The organism is Vibrio sp. D173a (genome assembly GCF_030248475.1).
Genome location: NZ_JAHGAH010000095.1, coordinates 1 through 23,963 on the forward strand (window position 1 = coordinate 1; position 23,963 = coordinate 23,963).

The 23,963-nt window shown below is 46.0% G+C and carries 16 protein-coding genes and 2 pseudogenes; 10 read left to right on the top strand and 8 right to left on the bottom strand.

Going from position 1 to position 23,963, the window contains the following annotated elements; all coding sequences use genetic code 11:
* Positions 1-63 precede the first annotated feature (63 nt).
* A complete protein-coding gene (locus KIV40_RS10885) occupies positions 64-960 on the bottom strand; it encodes a 1-aminocyclopropane-1-carboxylate deaminase/D-cysteine desulfhydrase (protein WP_103410772.1) in 897 nt (298 codons plus the stop codon).
* A 254-nt stretch (positions 961-1,214) separates the two neighbouring features.
* Here KIV40_RS10885 and KIV40_RS10890 point away from each other — a divergent pair, with 254 nt between their 5' ends.
* Positions 1,215-2,453, top strand: coding sequence for a leucine-rich repeat-containing protein kinase family protein (locus tag KIV40_RS10890; protein ID WP_285349166.1), 1,239 nt, complete (start codon positions 1,215-1,217; stop codon positions 2,451-2,453).
* A gap of 131 nt (positions 2,454-2,584) precedes the next feature.
* Here the strand turns inward: KIV40_RS10890 and KIV40_RS10895 are convergent, their stop codons facing one another.
* Positions 2,585-3,865, bottom strand: coding sequence for a HAMP domain-containing sensor histidine kinase (locus tag KIV40_RS10895; RefSeq protein WP_285349168.1), 1,281 nt, complete (start codon positions 3,863-3,865; stop codon positions 2,585-2,587).
* Positions 3,862-4,539 carry a response regulator transcription factor gene (locus tag KIV40_RS10900; protein WP_285349170.1) on the bottom strand — a complete coding sequence of 226 codons (678 nt, stop codon included), beginning with the start codon at positions 4,537-4,539 and terminating at the stop codon, positions 3,862-3,864. The genes KIV40_RS10895 and KIV40_RS10900 overlap by 4 nt, the downstream gene beginning before the upstream one ends.
* A 153-nt stretch (positions 4,540-4,692) precedes the next feature.
* Here KIV40_RS10900 and KIV40_RS10905 point away from each other — a divergent pair, with 153 nt between their 5' ends.
* The 9 genes and pseudogenes from KIV40_RS10905 (at position 4,693) to KIV40_RS10945 (ending at position 15,572) form a co-directional block, all read left to right on the top strand.
* Positions 4,693-5,733: a glycosyltransferase family 2 protein gene (locus tag KIV40_RS10905; RefSeq protein WP_285349172.1), complete on the top strand. Its 1,041-nt coding sequence runs from the start codon at positions 4,693-4,695 to the stop codon at positions 5,731-5,733.
* A 2-nt stretch (positions 5,734-5,735) separates the two neighbouring features.
* Positions 5,736-7,142 carry a glycosyltransferase family 39 protein gene (locus KIV40_RS10910; protein WP_285349174.1) on the top strand — a complete coding sequence of 469 codons (1,407 nt, stop codon included), beginning with the start codon at positions 5,736-5,738 and terminating at the stop codon, positions 7,140-7,142.
* A gap of 4 nt (positions 7,143-7,146) precedes the next feature.
* Positions 7,147-7,551 (top strand): GtrA family protein, encoded by a 405-nt coding sequence (locus KIV40_RS10915; protein WP_255899941.1) that lies wholly within the window; start codon positions 7,147-7,149, stop codon positions 7,549-7,551.
* Positions 7,552-7,938: 387 nt separating this feature from the next.
* Positions 7,939-10,035 (top strand): annotated as a pseudogene (locus KIV40_RS10920) (methyl-accepting chemotaxis protein).
* Positions 10,036-10,290: 255 nt separating this feature from the next.
* Positions 10,291-11,107: pseudogene (locus KIV40_RS10925) on the top strand (TauD/TfdA dioxygenase family protein).
* A gap of 542 nt (positions 11,108-11,649) precedes the next feature.
* On the top strand, positions 11,650-12,318 hold the full coding sequence (locus KIV40_RS10930) for a transcriptional regulator (RefSeq protein WP_038889944.1): 669 nt from the start codon (positions 11,650-11,652) through the stop codon (positions 12,316-12,318).
* Positions 12,319-12,342: 24 nt separating this feature from the next.
* Positions 12,343-12,726: a RidA family protein gene (locus tag KIV40_RS10935; protein WP_005431102.1), complete on the top strand. Its 384-nt coding sequence runs from the start codon at positions 12,343-12,345 to the stop codon at positions 12,724-12,726.
* A gap of 40 nt (positions 12,727-12,766) precedes the next feature.
* Positions 12,767-14,173 (top strand): cation:dicarboxylate symporter family transporter, encoded by a 1,407-nt coding sequence (locus KIV40_RS10940; protein WP_012128363.1) that lies wholly within the window; start codon positions 12,767-12,769, stop codon positions 14,171-14,173.
* Between the two features lie 76 nt (positions 14,174-14,249).
* Positions 14,250-15,572 (top strand): CoA-disulfide reductase, encoded by a 1,323-nt coding sequence (locus tag KIV40_RS10945; RefSeq protein ID WP_285349175.1) that lies wholly within the window; start codon positions 14,250-14,252, stop codon positions 15,570-15,572.
* Between the two features lie 79 nt (positions 15,573-15,651).
* On the opposite strand, the gene KIV40_RS10950 is transcribed toward KIV40_RS10945, so the two are convergent.
* The 5 genes from KIV40_RS10950 to KIV40_RS10970 form a co-directional block, all read right to left on the bottom strand.
* Positions 15,652-16,605, bottom strand: coding sequence for a hypothetical protein (locus KIV40_RS10950; RefSeq protein ID WP_285349176.1), 954 nt, complete (start codon positions 16,603-16,605; stop codon positions 15,652-15,654).
* Positions 16,606-16,608: 3 nt separating this feature from the next.
* Complete coding sequence (locus KIV40_RS10955) at positions 16,609-17,112, bottom strand: hypothetical protein (RefSeq protein WP_285349177.1); 504 nt, start codon at positions 17,110-17,112, stop codon at positions 16,609-16,611.
* Positions 17,057-18,234 (bottom strand): IS3 family transposase gene (locus KIV40_RS10960; protein WP_285349179.1). Its coding sequence is split into 2 segments (ribosomal slippage): positions 17,057-17,976 and positions 17,976-18,234, totalling 1,179 coding nucleotides; the frame shifts between segments, so codons are not numbered across the junction. Before KIV40_RS10960 ends, KIV40_RS10955 begins: the two co-directional genes overlap by 56 nt.
* Positions 18,235-18,301: 67 nt before the next feature.
* Positions 18,302-21,298 carry a T6SS effector BTH_I2691 family protein gene (locus tag KIV40_RS10965; protein WP_285349181.1) on the bottom strand — a complete coding sequence of 999 codons (2,997 nt, stop codon included), beginning with the start codon at positions 21,296-21,298 and terminating at the stop codon, positions 18,302-18,304.
* A 286-nt stretch (positions 21,299-21,584) separates the two neighbouring features.
* On the bottom strand, positions 21,585-23,948 hold the full coding sequence (locus KIV40_RS10970; RefSeq protein WP_285349183.1) for a YgiQ family radical SAM protein: 2,364 nt from the start codon (positions 23,946-23,948) through the stop codon (positions 21,585-21,587).
* Positions 23,949-23,963 lie beyond the last annotated feature (15 nt).

Sequence of the window (23,963 nt, forward strand, 5' to 3'; positions counted from 1 at the left end):
AAGTCACTTGGGTATATTAATTACTCACTAGCGCTATTGGAATATGAGAAGCACAGAACGCGCTTATTCAAACTCTCGTTGGTATCTTGGCAGCATGGATTCATTACCAAGTAATCCACCTTGATGGATGTAGATCAGTGTCTTGTCTTTATTTTCCGCCAACCACGGTTGTAAGCATTGCCACATGTAAGGGTCGTACAGCAGATCGAATTCGAGGTTGGTTTGATCGTAGAGCGCGTTCCACGTTTCGTAATCGCTTTGATACAAACGTCCGAAATGGTGCTTGTCGCGCACCGAGAGAATCGTTGGGTGGTTTTCACTTTCGAGTGTGTTGAATTGCTCAGTCAGGTATTCAGCATTGCCGACACAAGCGCAGGTGATGACCTCGATTCCGTGTGGCTTTAAATGTTTACTCAAATACAGAGCGGTTGTGCCCGTTCCTGATGGCAAGGCCACTACAAACTGCTTTTTGCCTTCAAGGCGTGTCCAGTCAAGCAGTTCTCGCGCCAGTTGTTTTACACCGGCTTCGGCAATCTTCGCTTTTCCGCCCTCAGGGACAACCAAGGTTGTATCGTCTAACCCACGAACTTGTTCAATGTATTCAGTGGGATGAAGAGGGGATTCGATCTCTTGCATGGCCGTGATGTTCATCCCTAAATCCAGCGCACCTCGGTAGTTGCCGATCGGGGAGTCCTTGAGCCAAGACGGGATATGCTGGACGTAAAACTCAAAGTTCCAACCTTTGATTTGCGCCAGAGCGGCAAGGGAGTACATCGCATTGGATTGGGCAGAACCGTAGCTGATGAGGGTTTTGATGTCTCTGTTCTGCGTTTCCATCAACGCCATAAACTTACGTGCTTTGTTCCCAGAGAAGTGAGAATGCAGCATATCATCACGCTTAAGGAAAAAGGTATGACCGTTAAAGTTGTGCTGAGTTATCGGGCTTTCAGAGAGTTTCATGCGACTACTGACGTGTCCAACCACGCGACCTTGCCGTTAAAAAGGGCGCGTAGTGTAACGCCAATAAACCCAGATAAAAAGTCCGTGTTTCAATACAACCTTTTCGATTATTCCTGATGGTCACGGGGGCTTAAAAGGTTTCATATCCAACAAGGTTTGCCTCAGAAATGAACCAAACAGCATCACAACTCGCGTTTCTTCCTCAAGCCACGTAAACTACGCCGCTTATTTTCATTCAATCAGAAGGCTTGGTTTTGCAGACTCTAGAACAATTACAAACAGGACAATTGGTAGGAATCAAACAATTGAAGTTGGCGGAAGGGCTAACTGAGTTTCCTATGGAAATTTTAGAGCTTGCAGAAACGCTTGAAGTATTAGATTTATCCGGCAACGCACTGTCAGATCTACCTCCAGAATTGGAACAACTGACCAAGCTGAAAATCATCTTTGCTTCAAACAATCAGTTCACCCATTTGCCAGAGGTTCTGGGCAAGTTGCCAAATCTTGAGATGGTTGGGTTCAAAACCAACAAGATTAAAGAGGTGAGTGAAGCCTCGCTGCCAAGCCAGTTGCGTTGGTTGATTCTGACGGATAATGAGATTGAAGTTCTCCCAAACAGCCTTGGTGAAAGACTGCGCCTAAGAAAACTGGCACTGGCAGGCAACCGCATCAAGCAACTGCCAAACAGCATGGAAAACTTGGTCAATCTGGAACTGATTCGTCTGTCTGCTAACCAGCTTGAGCACTTCCCTGATGTGTTGATCAAGCTGCCTAAGCTGGCATGGTTTGCTTTCGCGGGTAACCCATTTTGCAAGCATCCTTCTTCGCTAGACAGCGTGCCTAAAGTTACAACTGGCAGTTACTTGCTTAACCACGTTCTCGGCCAAGGCGCGAGTGGGGTGATTTCTCATGCGAATTGGACTGACGCGCAGTATGAGTTCCCGAGTGAAGTTGCGGTAAAAGTGTTTAAGGGTGAAGTGACCAGCGACGGCTTCCCGCATGATGAGCTTGAAGCGTGTTTGCAAGCAGGGCACCACAACAATTTGGTGAAATCCATCGCGCAGGTGGATGATGGTAATGAGCTTGCGTTGGTGATGGAGCTGATTCCAGACAGCCATTACAACTTAGGTTTGCCGCCAACACTGGAAACCTGTACACGAGACACCTTCCCACAAGGGTTTACCTTAACTGTCGAGCAAGTAAATGCGATTGTTGAACAGATGGTGGATGTGTTTAATCACTTGCATAACAACAAGGTGTGTCACGGTGATTTGTATGCGCACAATACTTTGGTGAATGAACAAGGTGAGATGATCTTCGGTGATTTTGGTGCGGCGAGTATTTACGGTTACCTATCCGAACAGCAGCAAGCGGCGATCAAAACCATTGAAGCCAGAGCGTTAACGTACTTTATCGAAGATGTGTGTTCTGTTTGTGAAGACTCGAAAGCAGCATTGGAAGTGATGAATCGCTTTGCGTCGATCGCGGCGTAATAGTTCATTCAATCGAATAAGAAAGAGGTATCGTTTTGCCCGCTTTGATGTTGAGCAAATGATTAAAACAGGGCAAATGAGATACCTCTTGATTGAATCTTGTGCAGAGAAAGTTACGCTGAGCAATCTTCTTAATGCTCTGACGCAAGGTCAATCACTGCCTCACATCCACCCTCTGGATGCGTACCAATCGTAAAATGCCAGCCATAACGTTGGCACAAATCATCGACAATCATTAGACCCAATCCGTGTCCCCCCGAGTGTGGAACGGTGGAGAAGCCTTCACCTTCATCACGCACCGAGATAGTGTTCTCATCCATATTGATATGAATTGATCCCGATGGTGTCGCAGCGATGCCGTTGCGAATGAGGTTACCAAGAATAATGGTAAGTACCGCGTTGGTTGCTTTGGTCTTAGGTGTCCCGCTGACGTTCATTTGCAAGGCCAGGGATTTTTCGTCTGCTTGCGCTTGGCTTTGCGCAATGATCCTTGTGAGCTCTTCTTCAGAGATGGCTCTCACTGGTGAATCATCCGTATTGCGCTCGTAACGAACTAGTCCTAGTAAAACGTCTACCATGGTTGACATCTGCTGTGTCGCATCTTGAATTCGATTGACTTGGCGTGTCTGGAAGTCCGTACTCGCACTTCTGGCTAACAAGCTGCTCGAGCCTTTCATTACGGTCAGCGGCGTACGAAGCTCGTGGCTTGCATATCGCGCAAAGGCTTGTTCTCGTTTGATGACTTGATTGATCTTGTGACGATCTTCGTTGAGTTTTTCGGCCAAGGCTTGAAACTCTTTGGCGGAGCCATTAGGTACACTGAAGGTTTGAGCTAGGTCACCTTGGTTGTGGTCTAACTGGATTTTCAGCGTATTTACGGGCTCTATCAATCGTTGGGATAGACGCAGCAATAGGTTACCAAATAAGAAAATCAAAACAGCAACAATAGAAAGCACCGCAGCCACCACGAGGATAAACTCTTCAGAGGTTATCTCGATTTCATCAATGAGGGAAATCAGGATAATTGGGTGAACAATGCCTTTATTGGTGTAGGAACCCATGTAGATCATGCGTGAGTCTGGCTCGTCGCCAATTTCATCTAGAAAACGTTTTTTGCCGATAAGATATTTGCGAAATTCTTCTGGAACTAAGTTGATGTCGTTGTATGCGGTTGTCAGCAAATCGAGCTTGATTTTGCCTTGGTCGGGATGAGATTGAAAATAAACGATGGCTTCTTTTTTGTCGATCATAATGCGACGTTCACCCACGCGATCTTCTGACCAAAGCAGTGCGCCGGTGATGAGTAAAAAGCAGAACAGGCCAATAACAACAGAGACAAATGAGAAGAACAGTGCTAAACGGCCTGTCATCGTTTGAGTGCTTTGAGTGCTGTTTAACCATCGGAGGATCATGCTCCGGTCTCCAGGCGGAAACCAACTTTAGGCACCGTGATAAGAACATGCTTTTGAAAGGGTTTATCGAGTTGGTTACGCAGTTGGTAAATATGGCTGCGCAGTACATCGTTGTTGGGCTCGTTTTCTTGCCATAGCTGAAAGCCGATCTCTTCACGTGTGACCACGTCTGGTGCATTTTTGACCAGCATTTCTAGAATGGTATAGGTCGTCGGGTTGAGCACTAAGAGCTTATCTTGACGGTAGGCTTGACGTGTTTTTTGGTCGATAGAGACTTCACCGTATTCCAATTTACTCGAAGCCACGGTGCCACGGTAACGGCGGATCAGCGCCATCATGCGCGCTTCGAGAATATCCAAGTCGAAGGGTTTTGTTAGGTAGTCATCGGCACCGTGCTGAAAGCCTTTGAGCATATCGTCGCGGCTATCAAGCGCGGTCAGCATCAGCACTGGTGTATTATTTCCCGCATCGCGAAGTTTATTACACATGGTTAAGCCATCCATGCGTGGCAGCATTAGGTCGAGCAAAATGATGTCAAAGGTGTTTTCCATCGCTAGCTTCAAGCCCAGCTCGCCATTGTCCGCGTAATCGAGCTCCATACCTGCACACTCAAAATAATCGAACAGCATGCCTGCAATTTCTCGATTATCTTCGACCAAAAGTACGCGTTTCATGTATTTCTCTCCAATCAGGCGGGTTTTCGCAATTAAGGATATTTCCTTAACCGAACATTATGCGCTAAGGGTGTGAAAAAGATGTCAACAACAACTATTTCACGCCGCTATTAATAGACTGCATCCATTCATCGGAAACAGTGGAAGAGTAGCATGTCAACCTTCAACATTCACGCTGCAACCTTTTCGAAGGTGAGCCAACACTCTGAGCCTAAAACAGTTTTGTCTGTGGTTGTGCCATTCTTTAACGAGCAAGAAGTCTTGCCGGAATTTCATCGTCGTTTGGTTGCGGTTCTGGACGCTATGCCAGAGCGCTGCGAAATCGTGTACGTCGATGATGGCAGCAAAGACGACAGCCTAATGATCGCGCAAAACTTTTCTCAATCTTCTAGCGACGTTCGTTGTATTGCATTAAGCCGTAACTTTGGCAAAGAGTCCGCCATGAGTGCAGGTTTGGAACATTGCCAAGGCGAAGCGGTGATCGTGATTGATGCTGACTTGCAAGATCCTCCTGAGTTGATTCCGAAGATGGTGTCTAAATGGCGTGAAGGGTATGACGTGGTCAACATGCAGCGCAGCGAACGCCATGGCGAGACGTGGTTCAAGCGCTTCTCGGCCGCCTGCTTTTATAAAGTGCTCAACAGCATGGCTAAGCTCGATGTGCCAGAGAATGTGGGCGATTTTCGTTTACTAAGCGCAAAGGTGGTTAAGCACATCAATGCGCTACCAGAGCGTAATCGGTACATGAAGGGCATTTTCTCGTGGCCGGGCTTCAAACAGGTGATGGTGCAGTTTGAGCGTGATGCTCGTTTCTGCGGTGAGACCAAGTGGAACTACCTTAAGTTGATTGGCCTAGCAATGGACGGTATTACCTCGTTTTCGATTCGTCCTTTGCGTTTAGCGACATTAGCGGGGGCGTTAGTGGCCTTCAGTGCCTTTCTTTATGGCGCATTCATCGTGATGAAAACCGTAGTATTTGGGGAGCCAGTGACGGGTTACCCATCCATGATGGTGGTTCAACTCGCATTGGGAGGAGTTCAACTGCTGTCGATTGGCCTTTTGGGCGAATACATCGGGCGTATTTTTGTCGAGGCCAAACAGCGTCCTCTTTATCTTATCCAGTTTGTTTACGAGCAGCCTGCGAAACATCAATCCATCCAAACCATGAAGTTTAAACTAGGAGAAACTGCGTAATCATGAGTATTAATAAAACCCATCTGTGGTTGTTGTTGGCGTTTGCGCTTTTACTCCGTCTTATTTCACTTGCGACTTACCCTTTGATGGACACCACAGAAGCCCGCTACGGCGAAATGGCACGCTTTATGGTGGAAACGGGTAATTGGCTCACCCCTCAGTTTGATTACGGTGTCCCTTTTTGGGGTAAGCCGCCGCTGTTCACTTGGATGAGTGCTTATGGCATTGAACTGTTTGGATTGAATGAATTCGCGGTGCGTGCACCACACTGGTTGGCTGGTGTGGCGACGATCTTCTTTATTGCCTTTATGGCTTATCGTGCGGGTACTAGCGCGTTGATCGCAGCGCTAGTATTGGCGACGTGTGGCATTTTCTCTATTGCTGCGGGCGCGGTGATGACAGACATGGCGCTCACTCTCGCAATGACGATGGCAATGGTTGGATTCTACTACTGCTGGCTTGGTAAAGATAAACACAGCCGCCTGTGGGGATATGTTGGTTTCTTTGGTCTGGCTTGTGGCTTGCTCGCAAAAGGACCGGTAGCCATCGTGATCATGGGGATTGCAGTGTTCCCTTGGTTGGTGATTCAGCACGGCTTTTTTGGGGCGTTTAAAGCGTTGTGGCAGCGTTTTCCTATTGTGTCAGGTTTGGCGTTGATGTTCGCGATTGCTCTGCCTTGGTACATCATGGCAGAGATGGCGACACCGGGATTTATTGATTACTTCATTGTTGGCGAACACTTTAAGCGTTTTGTCGTGAGTGGCTGGCAAGGGGATTTATACGGTTCCGCACACGATCAGCCTCGTGGGATGATCTGGGTATTTTGGCTGCAATCGGCAGCGCCTTGGTCAATCGTATTGCCTATTTTGGCGTGGAAGCGTCGTAAGGTGCTCAAAGCTATTGAAACTGATCATCAAGGTCTATTGAGCTTCCTGATCTGTTGGCTGATTTCACCAATGATTCTGTTCACGATGGCTGGGAATATTTTGCCTGCTTACGTTCTACCGGGCATTCCAGCTCTGGGCATTTTGGTGGCGATGCTGGTGGATAAAAACGACTTTAAGTGGGTAACCGGGACTGCTGCGGTACTACCGGTACTGCTTATGATTGTAATGTTGGTATTGAACATGGGCAAAGCAGACAGCCGCAGTGACCGTATTATCTTCGAGCAAATTGATGACAGTGCACCTGTATTCTACATTGGCAAACGACCGTTCTCTGGCCAGTTTTACAGCCATGGCCAGGCGAAAAAGCTGGAAGATGCCAATGACTTAACTAACCTGAAGAAATTCCACCTGATTGGTAAATCGCAACAAGTGGATGTGGTTATTCACGATAACGCTTTAAGCTGTACTAACGACTTCACAGCTAAATCGAAACGTTCACTCTATACCTGTGTGATGGGGTAACGGAGTGGGTAAATTAACAAAATTTGCTCCGTTAGAAAGGTTTGCTCTGGTTGGTGGTATCGGCTTTGTGGTCGATACCCTTATCTTTTCCTTGTTATTCCATGTGGCTGGCTTGGAGTTGATGGTTGCTCGCAGCATCGCTTTTTTGTTTGCAGCAACCACGACTTGGCTAGGAAATCGCTGGCTTACTTTCTCTCAAGCAGACAAACATAACCCGTTGTATCAGTGGCTGAAATTTATGGCGAGTGCTTGCATTAGTGCAGTGCCTAACTTTGCCGCTTTTAAAGGTTGGACGCTTATGTTCGGAACACAAGACTATATGGTGTTCCTTGCTCTGGCTCTGGGAATATTGGTTGGCATGATGAGTAATTACTTACTCAGCTCAAAGTGGGTCTTTAGCCAACAATGAGCGTTACTTTCATTTCAGGGAGTAAATAACCGCAATAAAAACAGGTATATGAAGAAAATTAACTGTGACTCGAGTCACGGTTTGAGTAATCTAATACTCAGTAAAAAAGAGCAAAAATGCTTGAATACTTTCGTATAAAATGCATTTTATTATTTGATTTTATATTCTATAAATACAATAACTTAGACAGATTATTGGAAGGCTTTATTTATTGTAGGGCTCATACGTTAAAATATAAAACTGACCACATACGTTACGCTGTTAATAAGTTTTATCTTATTATTCTCTTTCTGTTCATATCTTGACGTCTCCTGTTCACCTCTGTTGTTTAAAATCCATGAAATTTCTAAAAATAATGCCAATCTATCATCAGTTACAGAGGTGACTATGTTTAACAGTATACGTACTCGAATCGCAGTCAGTGCGGGCGGTGCAATGGCGTTCACTTTATTGATTGCAATGGGTATGACTACCGATGCATTTACTGACGTGAACAAGCAAGTGAACGAGAAAGTAAAAGCGCAATTAACGGATGCGACCAGTACCGATCTGCAAAACACCGCGATTCAGCAAGGTCTGAATATTGCGAACCAGCTTGATCCTGTACTTGCAAACTTGAAGCAAGTACGTTCGATCATCGAGTTGAGCTCAGAAACTAACGCAAGTGCAGAGCTTATTGTTAAACAGTTTACTGCCGCGCTAGAAGCACAAAACAAAGCGGTATTTGCAGGCTACATGGTTTGGCAAGATAAAACTTGGCCACAGCAAGTGACGCTTAATCCTTAAGACGGTTTTAACAGCCAAGGTTACCTTGCGCCTTTCTTCTCGCCAAATGATCAAAACAGTTTTGATGCAGTGGCGATGGAAAGCTTTAGCAATACAGAGCTAAACAGCAGTGGCGAACGCAAAGACGATTGGCACTTAATGCCTTACGAAACGGGCAAAACCTTCGTCATGGAGCCGTACTTTTATCCTGTACGAGGCAAGCAAGAGCTGATTACAACCATCAGCCAACCGATCAAACAAGATGGCAAGATCATCGGTTCGCTTGGTTTTGATTTGTCGCTGTACGAACTACAAAGCCAGAGTGAACAATCGGCGCGTAACTTGTTTGATGGCAAGGGTAAAATTCTTATCACCTCTTGGAAAGGTATTACCTTGGCAAACAGCCGAGATGGTGCAATGGTGGGTAAGAAAGTTTCTTCAGAGCTGGCTGCCGAGTGGTCGAACATTCAGTCGGTTGCGAAGCGCGATGGTGCTGGCCTTATCGCTTTTGATGGTGATGAGTATGCGATCACCGCTATTGATACCAGTGATGCGCCATGGGTAGTCATGGTGTCGGTTCCCAGTAGTCACCTCACAAAAAGCGTCGATGAGTACCAGCAATGGAGTGATGAGCAGAGTTCGGAAGCGCTTGAAAAAGGTGTGTGGGCGGGGATCTTCGCTGCTATTTTAGGCATTGCCGCGATGGCATTCATTGCGAACTCGCTTGGCAAAGTGTTGAGCAACTTGGTTGAACGTTTTAAAGACGCGGCACAAGGCGAGGGGGATCTGACTTACCGTATTGAAGTGAAGGGTAAAGATGAAACCGCGCAACTTGCACATTGGTTCAATACCTTCTTGTCGCGTATGCAAGAGATGCTATTGACCGTAATGGCAACCGCAGATCAAGTGGATAAGAACGCAACAGAAGGCCAAACACGTGCTGCGGCTTCTCGCGACCAATTGAATGCTCAGGTTAACGAAGTAAACTCGTTAGCAACGGCGATCAATGAAATGAGTGCAACCGCACAAGAAGTAGCGAACTCTGCGGTTCAAGCAGCCGCTGCGGCAAGCCAAGTTCAAAGCAATAGCCTGAACGGCATGACGCGCATGGATAACGCTGCGAGTGCGGTGGATAGCTTGGCAATGCAAGTCAACGATGCGCAGCAACAAACGCAGAATCTGGTGGATTCCAGCACGGCAATTCAGGGCATTTTGAGTGAAATTGGCGGTATTGCTGAGCAAACCAACTTACTGGCGCTTAATGCGGCGATTGAAGCTGCACGAGCAGGTGAGGCTGGCCGAGGTTTCGCGGTGGTTGCTGATGAGGTTCGTAACCTTGCAAACCGTACACAAGGGTCGACGGAAGAGATCCGCGCAATGCTGGCTCGACTAGAGCAAGAAACGCAATCGATCGTTGTGCTGATGGAGCAAAGCCAAAAACAAGCGACCGATACTAAGGGCGAGACGCAAGCGGCACATCTAGCGCTGTCTGAAATCAACCAAGCAATTGAAGTCATCAACGACATGAACAACCAAATCGCTTCGGCAGCAGAAGAGCAGAGCTCTGTATCGGAAGAGATCAACCGTAATGTGGTGATCATCAACGATACCGCAGTAGAGGTGATGGACACCATGACGTCGTCAGTAGAGATCAGTAACGAACTTACCGTAAAAGCGAGCGATCTTCACGGTGAGCTGAGTAAGTTTAAGCTGTCTTAATTCCGTCTCATCGTTATTAATTTAAACCGAGTGCTTTACGTGCTCGGTTTTTTATTATCTAAAGTTCTGGATTAAGTTGGTCTCAAAGCATGCTTAGGCTTAGGTTTGAACGATAGACATCGTTGCATGAGTTTGAATGTTACCTCATTGACAGTTGCGCATATCACAGACGTCGAAAACTCTAATCAATTGAAAGTAATTCGTGCATGCTATGGTCTTTGTAGTCTGATAAGAATCAACATCAAGAGAGTTGTAATGATAGAGATTGAGCCAATCACTCCGTATATCGGTGCGCGTATTCATGGCATAGATTTGGCCAACTGCACTGCAGAAGATCTGGAAGCAATTTATCAAGCCCTAATCGAGCATCAAGTTATCTTTTTTTGATGGTCAAGCTATGTCGCCTGAGCAGCAGTTAGAACTTGCTCAGTACTTTGGGGGATTGGAGCCTGCTCATCCCTTCTTTCCCAACGTCGAGTCCTCGCCTCAAGTCAGTATTATTGAAACCACCAAAGGCAATGCGCCACTCGAGAGTTACTGGCATACCGATTTAACTTGGAGAGAGCAGCCTTCTAAAGGGGCGGTTCTGCATGCTCAACACGTCCCGAATACTGGCGGAGATACGATTTGGGTTTCTATGACTGCCGTTTTTGATGCGCTCGACAATACGATAAAAACGAAGTTAAGACAGTTGTCTGCAACCCATTCTCTTACTGCCTTTGAAGAGGTTGCTGAGGAAGATATTGAGCTTGATTGGCATCATCGACTGCTTGAAGTTTCTCATCTACATCCACCCGTTGTGCACCCAGTGATAAAAATACACCCGGAAACGGGCAAGGAAACCCTATTTATTAATGAGCAGTTTACTCGTCATATCAATGAAGTGGGGCATACGGAAGGTAAGCAGCTGTTAAACGAATTGTTTGCGATTGCTCGTCAGCCTGAATATCAAGTTCGGTTTAAGTGGCAACCAGGCTCTGTAGCGATTTGGGATAATCGTTGCACTCAACATTACGCGGTCATCGATTATGGGGACCAACCAAGGAAGATGCATCGCGTCACCTTTGTTTAATTAAACACATTTCTAATCAACGCTTAATGTACTTCAAGTCGGGTTTCCACTTGCTCGGCTTTTTCTTCTCAATTTCTTCTATTTCAACTTTTTCCTTAATCACAGCGTCTTTTCCAATCTTGTGTCGTCTTATCGGTACGGAATGGGACTTAAGTCGTCGGTGGCGGTGATGTTTTATTCATCTAATGTCCTTTTGAGAGTGCTGTAATTGACGTTGATTTTATAAATCGAGTTGCGCTTCAAATCGATTGTTACCGTATTTGGTTCTTACTGATTTTCAGAACTTGTTCTAGATCATTAAAGTGTTCAAAAATGCAATCTTTGGTTTTAAATATTTAAACTTTGATGTGGTTTAAGAAATTAAACCCTATTCATATGTTTTTGGTGATCGTGCTCAACTATTGTGCGTGATTTCGAGCAATTCTTGGATTTTTGGCGGTGTTTTAAGCGCATTTTTTAGGTTTACAGAAGTTTACTCTGTATTGCTCAACTAACTCGAAAGGAGTACTTTTCAGTCATTGAGTTCAAAAATGTAAACCGAAATGATGAGTGTAAAGCAAGTTCGATTCACCGACGAAGACAGAGAATGTTTAAGCAACTACTTTCGTTTGGCAGACACGATTGCCGATTTGATCGGACCGTACTGTGAAGTGGTTATTCATTCATTTGAAAGCTTAGAAAATTCAGTCGTGAAGATCGTGAATGGCCACCACACTGGTCGCGAAATTGGCTCGCCTATCACCGATTTGGGTCTACGTATGTGGAGCACATTCGAGAAAACGGGCGAAGTCTCTCCGAAGAGTTATTTCACTAATGCAGCCGATGGCTCGCTACTGAAATCGACCACGTGCATTTTGGCTGGTCCAGAGCAAAAGCCGATTGGCATGCTATGCATCAACATGAACTTATCTTTCCCATTCCCTGAAATCGTAAAAACACTGATGCCGCAATGCAATGTATCGCAAACCCTAGTTAGCGAAACGTTCAGCAACAACGCCAATGATGTTATCAAGCAAGCGTTGAGTGCAGCGACGCAAGAAGTGGATCAAGACGAGACGATTTCAGCAAAAGGTCGTAACAAAGCCATCATTCGCTGCCTGTTTGATAACGGCGTATTCGAGCTTAAAGAGACGACAACACAAGTATCAGAGCAACTTGGGATCAGCCGTCAGGCGGTTTACAAGTTTATCCGTGAATTTAAATCAGAATAAAGTTAATAACTTAGGAGTTACATTGTGAAACAGATCATTGCCACGCAGCAAGCACCAGCAGCTATCGGTCCTTACTCTCAAGGTACGGCTTACGGCGAAATGGTTTACACATCAGGCCAACTACCACTGGTTCCAGAAACCATGCAGTTTGTTGAAGGCGGCATCAAAGAGCAAGCTCGTCAGTCTCTAGAGAACTTAAAAGCGGTTCTAGAAGCAAGCGGTGCGGGCCTAGACACAGTATTGAAGACAACATGCTTCCTATCAGATATGGAAAACTTCGCCGCATTTAACGAAGTGTACACAGAGGTATTTGGTACAGAAAACGCACCAGCTCGCTCTTGTGTTGAAGCAGCAAGACTACCAAAAGACGCATTGGTTGAAGTTGAAGCCATTGCATACAAAAAATAACCGATTTTCGGACTTAAATGGGTATCAATAGGAGATTCTCATGAGCGTTTCATTTATTGGATTGAGCATCCTGTTCTTTGGGTTCTACGCATTACTTGCGAACTTCAAAAAACAAAAGAAAAGCTTTAACTTCCGCGTACTGAGTGCGCTTGCTGCTGGTCTGTTATTCGGCGGTGCGATTCAACTCGTATTCGGTGTTGGTAACGTTGCAACGGCAGGTTTTGCTGAACTGATTTCTGTGTTCGGTAAAGGCTACATCAAGCTTCTACAAATGATCGTAATCCCACTAGTATTTGTAGCGATGATCTCTTCGATCATGAACGTAGAAGGCGGCGGTGCACTATCGCGTATCGCACCAAAAATCATCGGTATTCTACTTTTCACTTGTGCTATCTCTGCGGCAGTGGGCATCGCAAGTATTTACCTATTCGGTATCGATGCAAACGCACTAGTGAGCACAATTGGTACCAACGGTGCGATTGAAGCTCGTGGTGATGCACTAGTAGCGACGCAAGATGCAATGGCGAGCAGCGGTCTGTCAGGTATGGCACTGTCAATCATCCCAACTAACATCTTCGACATGCTAACGGGCTCTGAGCGTACTTCAACACTATCGACAGTATTGTTCGGTATGTTCCTTGGCTACTGTATCCTGCAAGTGAAAAACCGTAAGCCTGAGAAAGTGCAAAACTTCGTTGATTTCATCAACTCTGCGAAAGAAGTAGTTCTTTCAATGGTACGTGAGATTCTTAAGCTGACGCCTTACGGTGTATTCGCTCTGATGACCACGTTCATGATGACAAACGATTTGTTCGCACTAGCAGAAATGGGTCGCTTCCTACTAGCAAGCTACGTGGCAATCGGTGTAATGTTCGCAATCCACTTCGTGATGGTGTCTATGTTCGGTCTGTCTCCTGCGAAGTTCATGAAGAAAATCTGGCCAGTGCTCGTATTCGGCTTCGGTTCTCGCTCAAGCATGGCGGCAATCCCACTAAACGTTGAAACTCAAACTCAACGTCTAGGTGTGGACGAAGAAACAGCAAACATGTCAGCAACATTCGGTACCAGTATCGGTCAGAACGGTTGTGCGGGTATCTACCCAGCAATGTTAGCTATCATGGCGGCTCAAGTAATGGGTATGCCGGTAGACCTAGGCTTCATCGTACAACTGATTGCTGTAATCGCGATTGCTTCATTCGGTATCGCAGGTGTTGGTGGCGGCGCAACGTTCGCAGCAGTAGCGGTGCTGACTATCATGGGTCTAGACATTACGGTTGTGGCGATTCTGGTTTCTATCGAAGCGCTAATCGACATGGCTCGTACCGCGCTTAACATCTCTGGCTCAATGTTGTCAGGTGTACTAACCGCGAAGAAGAATGGCTCATTAAACACTGAGCAATACAACGCTGATGTTGCTGCAACAGTAACAAAAGAAGCAGCGGTGTAATTTCCAAACTTAATAAAGAGCACCCAACACGGGTGCTCTCCGTTTTTCCTGAGTTCAGGTTATTTAGGTAATAAATATGAAAGTTTTTGTCGTAGGCGGTAGCGCTGCAGGTATGAGTTTCGCAGCGAAATACAAACGTAATCAGCCATCAGATGAAGTGATTGTGTTGGATAAGCGCGATTACATCTCGTTCGGTGCGTGTGGTTTACCTTACTTTGCTGGTGGCATGTTTGATGACACTGAGCGCATGATTTCTCGTACGCCAGAGCAAGCGATTAAATCTGGTTTAGACGTGCGCATTGAAACTGAAATGGTGGCACTAGACCGCACAGAAAAGCAGATTAAAGTTCGTAACCAAGGTGAAGAAAGCACTATCGATTACGATATGTTGGTGATTGCCACTGGCGCACGCCCAATCGTGCCATCGTTTGGCGAGTTTAACCCAGAGCACGTATACACGCTAACCAGCATGGAAGATGGCTTGGCAGTAAAAGAAGCGCTTAAGGACATCGACAAACAACGCGTTTGTGTTATCGGCGGCGGCTTTATCGGCCTTGAAGTGTTCGATGCAGCGCACCTACTAGGTAAACACGTCACCATCATTGAGCGCGAACAACACGTGATGACCCGTCAGTTCAGCCCAGAAATGATTGAAGTGGTAGAAGGCGCGATTCGTGAATCTGGCGCTGAGCTTAAAACTGGTTGTAGCGTATCAGCCATTCGCGACGCAGAGCAGGGCGGTTACATCGTAGAAACCGACAACGGCAATGTTGAAGCAGACGTTGTGATCATGTCACTTGGCTTCAAACCAAACACAGAAGCATTCGAGTTACCAAAAGCCGCGAACGGCGCACTACTCGCAGATGAGTTTGGCGCAACAGAAGATGCACACATTTACGCTGTCGGCGACTGCGCTGTGGTTCACCACATGGCGCTAGGAAAATCAGTGTATGTTCCACTGGCAACCACTGCTAACAAACAAGCGCGCATGATGGCTGACAAACTAGCTGGCAAAGACACTTACATGAGTGGCTTCTTGGGCTCGTCTTGCTTAAAAGTGTTGGACTACGAACTGGCATGCACAGGCGTATCGGAACTTCTAGCTAAAGAACACGGTTTGGACGTGAAGGTTTCAACCATTTCAGATAAGAACCAAACCGACTACTACCCAGGCCAAGAAGACATTAAAGTGAAGCTGGTTTACCACCCAGAAACCAATGTGCTGCTTGGCGGCGAAATCGTTGGTAAGAAGGGCGCAGTAGGGCGAATCAACGCACTCGCTGTTGCTATCACAGCGAAGATGACAACACAGCAACTAGGCTACATGGACTTCTGCTACGCACCACCATTTGCACGTACTTGGGATGCACTAAACGTTGCAGGTAACGTAGCGAAATAATTTAGTTATCTGCGTAATTCAGCCAAAGCAAAAGGGCTCCAGAGTAATCTCTAGAGCCCTTTTTTAATGCTTGTTTGAGCTATGAAGCGGGAGTGGCTTGCTGTTCACCAGCCGCTTTTAAGCGTTCGATTTCTGATTCAGTTTGCCACTTACCGTTGTAGAGGTATTTACACTCTGGGAGTGGTGCTTTCGCATCCCTTAAATCAAACACTTCATTGGTAGGGTATTCTCGATAACAAGCAGGGGTCGTAAAAAGTCTAGGTTCAGGCTTCGCTTCAAACAGCTTTTTATGATCATTGACCTCTTTACAATCCAGTTTGTAGATATTTGAAAGTTGCGTGACCATGGATTCTAAGTCAGCTTCATTTTTAAAGAAAATGTAACTATAGAATCGTCCCTGTGAGCGAAAAGTAATCTCCTGAGCAGTATCTTGGTATTCGCACCTGTCATACTTAAAAAAGAACTTAATTACTTTTCTTTTCTTATTGTAATCAGCAAAGAGCCGGTCTTCTCGCTCTCCAACTCTCACTTCTGTTGGTTCATCAGGCTTGCGTTTAAGCATACCAAATGAAAGCAAAATGAAGGCACCTGCTCCCGCTAATGCCATCGGACCAACCAGTGCTACCATCACTACACACACCACTGCACCTATCCAGCCAACAGCTTGCGTAGCGGTATTTACCCATTTAGGCATATTGCGACGCTTTTTCATCACAAAGCCTTTGCTAGAAAAAATATAGTCATAGCGATAGTCGAGGCCAATCGTAAGGTAAAAGGCTCCAGACACCATCACCGACAAAATAAAAGAAAAAATAGTTACGCCAACCGTGTCACTCGTGTGTATAAACAAAGTTAATAGGAATGGGGCGATCACAAATGGAAGCGAAAAAAGTTTAAAGTAATAGCGAAATGGTTCCTCTACATCATACTTATGCCATGTTCTGACATTATCGCCTGCGAGTACTTCTTGCTCTTGCGCCTCTTGATAAACTGCCAATTCTTCTGGGGTGATATAAAATGGTGAATATGCCAAGGGTTACTCCTGAAAACCTAATGTGCCAACAATGGGGGTGAGTGATTTCTTAATGATGTTTTGTTTGGTATTGTCTGAAATCACGCCATAAGTTGCACTCTGTTTTACGCTATTTTGGAACCAATACTCATGCTTGGCTGGAGCATCATCTTCCACATCATATGATACTTGCATGGCAAAGTATTGGTCTGCTTCTTCAATTGGCAATGTTACCTTGTACACCAGTGATTCTTTTCTCGCTTGGTCTTGAGTTTGTAGCGTAACTAAATCTGCGTTGTGATGCCACGAGCCTGACGTCAAATCATCTTCTGTTGCCTTGGTGTTGGTACTCACTGTAATACCATTCGTTGCAGCACGCCGTGGCAGTTGAATATGCACTTCCAAGCCAACTAACTCACGATGTGTATAGCCTGGATAAGCCTGTACTTTTTCAATAGGTTGATTGTAGTGGTCAACTAAAATTGGCCACGGTTTTAGAGTTTTCCCAATATAATCGCTCTGATTCATTGGGAGTTAGGCCACAGTTATACTGATGCGGCCTAAGTTGGCAGTAATACCCGATAATGTATCGGGTAATTTCTTGTTGAGCTTCAGCAAAGCTACGATAACCTACTGTTGGCACCCATTCTGTCTTCAAGCTTCTAAAGAAACGCTCCATCGGCGTATTATCCCAACAGTTCCCTCGGCGAGATAAGCTCTGTTTTATTTGAAAACGCCATAGAAGTTGACGATATTTTCGACTTGTATAATGGCTACCTTGATCGCTGTGGAACATCACGCCTTTAGGCTGACCACGTGATTCATAAGCCATTGAAAGAGCTTTACCTGTCAGACGGGTATCTGGTGACAAAGATATCGACCAACCGATCACTTTGCGGGCAAAAAGGTCGATAACAACCGCCAAATACATCCAGCGATTTCCTGTCCAAATATACTTAACATCACCAACCCAAACTTCATTTGGGGCGGTAACCGCAAACTGTCGGCCCAAGTGGTTTGGAACCTCAATATGTTCTTGAGAAGCCTTCCTGTATCGATGCTTTGGCTGTTGGCAACTGACCAAACCAAGCGTTCTCATGAGCTTTGTTGCTCGATAACGGCTGAGTTTCACACCCTGATTCGTGACTATATCTGCAATAGTCCTCGCACCAGCAGAGCCATTGCTTGCTGCGTGGGCCTCACTAACCAAACAGCGTAGTTTGACTGTTTCTGCCTTAATTGCCGCTGGGCGTTTTAGCCAATAGTTATAACTACTTCGATGAACATTGAAGACTTCGCATAATGTTTTTACGCTATAGCTCTGCTTGAGTTTCTTGATTATCAAGAATTGTTCAGTGAGTCCGACATCAACAGAGCGGTTGCTTTTTTTAATATTTCATTGTGCTCTTCAAGGCGAGCCAGCTTCTTTTTTAATTCCCTAATTTCTATTTGCTCAGGGGTCATCGGCGAAGCTTTTGGTGATTTACCTTGTCGTTCTTCTCTAAGCAGGCGAACCCATTTGTCCATCGTGGATTTGCCCACATTCATGGCTTGAGCAGCTTCAACTACAGAGTAGTTTTGATCTAGGACTAGCTGCGCTGATTCTAACTTAAATTCTGCGCTAAATTGGCGTCTTGCACGTTTTGTCATTATGTCACCTGTTAACTTATGAGGTGATGATATCACCTCTAACTAAGTGACCAAATTCAGTGTGCCACTACAGATGGTATACCTTAGGCTGTTGAATAATAGATTGTAAGTCAAACAGTGCTTGCTGCACCAATGCTGAATTATGCTTCTCTCTCTCGGGTAAGCTCGAAGATTGGCTCCACTGAGTGCGAGACGGGTGATAACCCCAAGGCAGTTTATCTAACCATTTTTGGTAATCGTCTTGTTTTATATTATTCAGCATATAGTTGATGGCTAGGTATGTGACTGTAAGAATAACTAAAGCTGCCGTTACCGGGCCTCCAAAAAGCAAGTTAGTCGAAAAAGTACCAGTAGAGGCTCCTAAGAACTGAAACGCACCAATCGCACCATATACGTCATCGATACTCTGCCAAGAACGGTAAGCCTCAATACCTGAAGCTAACGCACCTAAAGCCCCTGTAATCGCGAGCCATTTATTGAATATCTTTAGGTCATCAAGGATCAAGTTTTTAAAACCTTTAGCATTTCGATCGACTAACTTTTTAAGAGTGTGCAGTGAGTGCTTTCTTAGTTTCTCATTCCCTTTAACATTATCCCATAATTTCCCCGTCCGAATACCTGTCCATGCACTGGCGGTATAAAACAGCTTTTGCTGTATGTCTAAGAATTCATCTGAAGACATCAAGCCAGTATCGGCAATACTGCTCATGGCATCGGTTAAAGCAATGCTGTTAAACAGCAGGGCTAAAAAGCCCAGTCCGCCTGTGTTCTCGAACAGTTTATGTAAATCATCAGCTGCCTCACTGATTATCCTTGTTCTAAATTCAACCGTTGCTTTGGGTAAATCGTCTGGGAGTATGATACGCTGTGGATATTCTAACGTTGCCACCGCTAATGACTTTTTGAGTCGGCGCTGGTTCTTTAATGCGTTTTTATACTTAGCTGTCGCCTTACGCTGGTTTTGATTCACCTCAGCAATAATGCGGTTGTTTTTCTTCAGCTCTGCAAGGTTATCCTCAATGCGCGTTTTCCAATCTTTGAATTCTTGGGCATAATTTTCGTTAATACTCACCGGCATCGTTTGTGCCATACGCTCAGCTATAGTCGCTCGCCATTGAAAGCTATTTCTAGTCAGTGGCTTAGCCAGCGTTGGCATCAATAGGATAGAAGCTTGAGAGGTTAAACTCACACCCACCTCTAGCGTTCCCTTAAATGCCGCGCTGATGGAGGCTTTGAATAGGATGTTGAGCTCTTTAAAACCTTTTGCCAAGTCTTTCAAAATGTCGGTTTCAGAGGTGTTCGGGTTTGTAACAAAGTCCATGACCTTCGCATACATCCCCGTTTTATTGCTCACCGAAGAAACATGGTCTAACCATTGTTCTTCATCGTCTGGCGATGTTGATAGGGGGTCGGGAAGTAATTTTTCCAACTCCTTGTAAACAGTTCGGCTGAAACCAGAAGTGTAGAGCGGTAATAAGCTGGTTGGTCTTTCCCATTGACTTTCTGCCCAAACGCGGTCCTCTTCTTCAATCATAAGGCTGAACGCTTCCACCGCCGCTAGGTGAAGCTGATAGAGGCTATATTGCGTCTCCTCGCTGTAAAGGTCGAAGACACGTTCGAGATGATGAGGGGTGAGAGTTTCTAATACCGAAATGAAATCACGCTTTACGCAAGTCACATGAGCAAGCATGGCTTCTTTTTGCTCTGATAACGTCTGCATTTCACTCAACATTTGTTTCCAGTTGAGCTGCTTGCGCCAGCGGTCGCTGGCAATCCACTGCTCGTAGTAGCCAAAACGACTGGCGGATATACCGTATTTATCTTGAATAGACTGAGCAATTGCAGACTGTGTATTTTGGCTGGATTCAATCGCACCCGCAGAAAATTGGGCAGGATAACCTGATTGAATCGCCCCTTTGTTTTTCTCTGCTAAATCAAGCTGTGTCGATGAGTCGTAATATTCTGCCATGTCGGTATAAAACGACAGCTCTTCGCCGTTACGCTTAACGCTAGCTGGAATGTCTATCTCGTCACTCGCCCCGAACACGCACAGTTGCATGGCGGTCTGCATCAAGTTCCACTGGTTTGAAAACTGGTCAGTGAAAAGGCGGTAGGGGCTTGCGGCACCAACAAAATTCAGCGACATATCTTGAATGTCAGCGGCGTAATCTTTTATCGCGACGAAGTAGCTTGATTCTTCTTCTGGAATCGCAGAGGTTAACTCGCTCTCGGCTGCGACAGGTTTAAAGGTAGAACCATCTTCATCAGCTTTGGTGGCGATGCCAGAATCTGCAAAGCGCCCATCATCGACGGCAGAAGATTCAATATCAGCCACTTGAGTTAACTTATCTATCGGTGCAATGTTGTGCTGATTCTCGTTTGCAGACAGAACAACAGTCCGCATGCGATCGATATGGTTACTCGGATTGTTAAGGACGCGCATGAACATGTTCCATGTCCAACGGTGTTCAGAGTAACAAATCGACAGCACGCTCCCGTCTTCGTAGGTAAGGAAAGGTTTTGCACCTTCTGGTGTGCCACGCTGTTCGGATTGTGGGCTTTCCGACTCTCCCAGCTTGTAGAGCGTGAATTGCGTTCCTTTGATTTCGTATTCGTCTAGGCTTTTGTTGATTGCATCATAGACATACAACCAACCATCGCGAAGCTGACGCAAGGTGTAGCCAACGGTATTGAGTTTGGCTGGGCCTTGGCCTTTCCATTCGTCAGGCAAACCAAAAGGTTGTGTTTCTTCCGTTTCTAGCTGATCGATGGCGTAGCGAACAGGGATGAAGTGTGCCGGTAAAGCCTCTGTTGGTTCTTTCTCGGTTTTTAAATTGAGAGGTTCCGGTTCAGACGGCGGTGGCGGATCGATTTTTTTTGTTCCTCCCTCCCAAAACATACTGCGCTCTGGAGGTGAGCCAGCCATATCATCGGATGCGGTGGTTGGAACGGTATTCAGAGATTTCAACGTGCCATCGCTTTCAAATGCCTGAACAGCTTCTTCGTATGTATAGCTATTGTCGTGCCAAAACATCGAAGTTTTTGGGGGAAGTGGATTACTCATTGTTAGCCTATGTTTAAGAGTTTTCCTTCATTAGGCAAATATCGCACCAAAATAAAATATATGAAAACCAATGGTTTAATTCTTTTTAAATTCTGCTATCACCAAAAAGTTGTTTTTTTTTCCAATAAGTTGGTTGGCGAATACCATTTTTTGTATCGAAAGAGAATAAGTGTGGTTGAAAGAGCCCGTTCTAAAGAACAATGATTATCCGGACAAAAAAAAGGGCTCCAGAGTTATCTCTGGAGCCCTTTTTAATATTCAAGTTTACTATTCAAGCTCTATTGAATTAACGGCGCTTAGGTTTGCGTTGACCCGTTGGTTTACCTTGACCTTGAGGACGACCTTGGCCTTGTGAGCCCGCACCGATGGAGCGGTTTTGGTTTTTGCTACCAGGACGTGCTCCCGTATTAGGACGCTGACCGTTTTGGTTGCCACGACCTTGGCCGTTTTGTCCGCCTTGCGCTTTACCTGAACCGTTGCGGTTGCCAGATGGCTTGCCGTCGCGTGAGCCACCTTCAGAGCGTTTATTCAAGTGGCCACCGAAGCCCGGTTGGTTTTTGGTGTGTTTGGTTGCAAAACGGTTTGCACCGTGACGACCAGACTTACGACGTTGTGCTGGTGTTTGCGCATCAATGTCTTCTGCCGGAACCAAACAGTTTTGTTTATCACCAATCAGGTGTTTTTTACCCATGTTGATCAGTGCTTCACGGATCATTGGCCAGTTAGCTGGATCGTGGTAGCGAAGCAGGGCTTTATGTAGGCGACGTTGACGTTCACCTTTTGCCACTGGCACATCTTCACGCTGCTTGTACTTCACGCGTTTCAGAGGGTTGGTCTCTGAATAGTACATCGACGTTGCGTTACACATTGGCGATGGGTAGAAGTTCTGTACTTGGTCACACTCGAAGTTGTTCTTCTTCAGCCATAGAGCCAAGTTCAGCATGTCTTCGTCTTCTGTACCCGGGTGCGCAGAGATGAAGTAAGGGATCAGGTATTGTTTTTTACCTGCTTCCGCGCTGTACTTCTCAAACATCTCTTTAAAGCGATCGTAAGTACCCATGCCCGGCTTCATCATCAGATCCAGTGGACCTTTTTCTGTGTGCTCAGGAGCAATCTTCAGGTAACCGCCTACGTGGTGAGTTACCAGCTCTTTGACGTACTCTGGTGATTCAATCGCAAGGTCGTAACGTACGCCAGATGCGATCATAACTTTCTTCACGCCTTCTACTTTACGCGCAGCACGGTAAAGGTCGATGGTGTGCTTGTGGTCCGTGTTTAGCTTGTTACAGATACCCGGGAACACACAAGAAGGGCGACGACAGTTTGCTTCTGCTTTTGGATCGCTACAGCCAAGACGGTACATGTTTGCCGTTGGACCACCCAAGTCAGAAATTGTACCGGTAAAGCCAGGCACTTTGTCGCGGATTTCTTCCAACTCATTGATGATGGATTCTTGTGAACGGTTTTGAATGATACGGCCTTCGTGCTCAGTAATCGAACAGAAAGAACAGCCACCAAAACAACCACGCATGATGTTAACCGAAGTTTTGATCATGTCGTAAGCAGGGATCTTTGCTTTGCCATACATAGGGTGAGGAACACGCGCGTACGATAGGCCGAATACGTAGTCCATCTCTTCTGTAGTCAGAGGGATTGGCGCTTGGTTTACCCAAAGTTCACGGTCACCATGACGTTGCAGTAGAGCACGACCCGAATATGGGTTGGTTTCTAAGTGCAGAACACGGCTGGCATGCGCATAAAGAATGCGGTCGTTGTGCAGTTTTTCGAAGGCTGGTAGGCGCACCGCTGTGTTCGCTGCATCATGACGTGATGGGCGAATCGTGATTGGCTGTGCAACAGGCTCTTCTTTTTTGGTATCGCACTGAGTTTCCACTTCGTAAGGGTTCTTTGGTACGAACGCTTCTTTACGAGGTTTCTCAATACGAGAAGAATCGATAACGGTGTAACCTTCTGGCTCTGCTGGCAGGTTAACCGCAGTACCGCGAATGTTGGTCATGGTCGAGATGTCTTCGCCATCAGCAAGACGATGTGCGACTTCTACTAGGGCACGCTCAGCGTTACCGAAAAGAAGAATGTCCGCTTTCGCATCGAACAGCACAGAGCGACGAACTTTGTCTGACCAGTAATCGTAGTGAGCCACACGACGCAAACTTGCTTCGATACCGCCAAGAACAATAGGCGTGCCTTTGTAGGCCTCACGACAACGCTGCGAATACACCAAGGTGGCACGGTCAGGACGCTTTCCGCCTTCGTTGTTTGGTGTGTACGCATCATCGTGACGAAGCTTTTTATCCGCCGTGTAACGGTTGATCATGGAATCCATGTTACCCGCGGTGATCCCGAAGAACAGATTTGGCTTACCAAGCTGCATGAAAGCGTCTTTGTTGTTCCATTCTGGTTGAGCAATGATACCGACACGGAAGCCTTGTGCTTCCAGAAGACGACCAATGATCGCCATACCAAAGCTCGGGTGGTCCACATACGCGTCACCCGTGACAATGATAATGTCACAACTATCCCATCCTAGGGCGTCCATTTCTTTGCGGCTGGTCGGCAAGAACGGTGCCGTACCAAAACACTCAGCCCAGTATTTTTTGTACTCATGAATAGGAGTAATGTCGTTGGTCATATTTTGCTCTCTGTT

Coding starts and splice junctions, on each gene's coding strand:
- KIV40_RS10885 (WP_103410772.1), bottom strand. CDS start 960: ATGAAACTCTCTGAAAGCCCGATAACTCAGCACAACTTTAACGGTCAT.
- KIV40_RS10895 (WP_285349168.1), bottom strand. CDS start 3,865: ATGATCCTCCGATGGTTAAACAGCACTCAAAGCACTCAAACGATGACA.
- KIV40_RS10900 (WP_285349170.1), bottom strand. CDS start 4,539: ATGAAACGCGTACTTTTGGTCGAAGATAATCGAGAAATTGCAGGCATG.
- KIV40_RS10905 (WP_285349172.1), top strand. CDS start 4,693: ATGTCAACCTTCAACATTCACGCTGCAACCTTTTCGAAGGTGAGCCAA.
- KIV40_RS10910 (WP_285349174.1), top strand. CDS start 5,736: ATGAGTATTAATAAAACCCATCTGTGGTTGTTGTTGGCGTTTGCGCTT.
- KIV40_RS10930 (WP_038889944.1), top strand. CDS start 11,650: ATGATGAGTGTAAAGCAAGTTCGATTCACCGACGAAGACAGAGAATGT.
- KIV40_RS10940 (WP_012128363.1), top strand. CDS start 12,767: ATGAGCGTTTCATTTATTGGATTGAGCATCCTGTTCTTTGGGTTCTAC.
- KIV40_RS10945 (WP_285349175.1), top strand. CDS start 14,250: ATGAAAGTTTTTGTCGTAGGCGGTAGCGCTGCAGGTATGAGTTTCGCA.
- KIV40_RS10955 (WP_285349177.1), bottom strand. CDS start 17,112: ATGAATCAGAGCGATTATATTGGGAAAACTCTAAAACCGTGGCCAATT.
- KIV40_RS10965 (WP_285349181.1), bottom strand. CDS start 21,298: ATGAGTAATCCACTTCCCCCAAAAACTTCGATGTTTTGGCACGACAAT.
- KIV40_RS10970 (WP_285349183.1), bottom strand. CDS start 23,948: ATGACCAACGACATTACTCCTATTCATGAGTACAAAAAATACTGGGCT.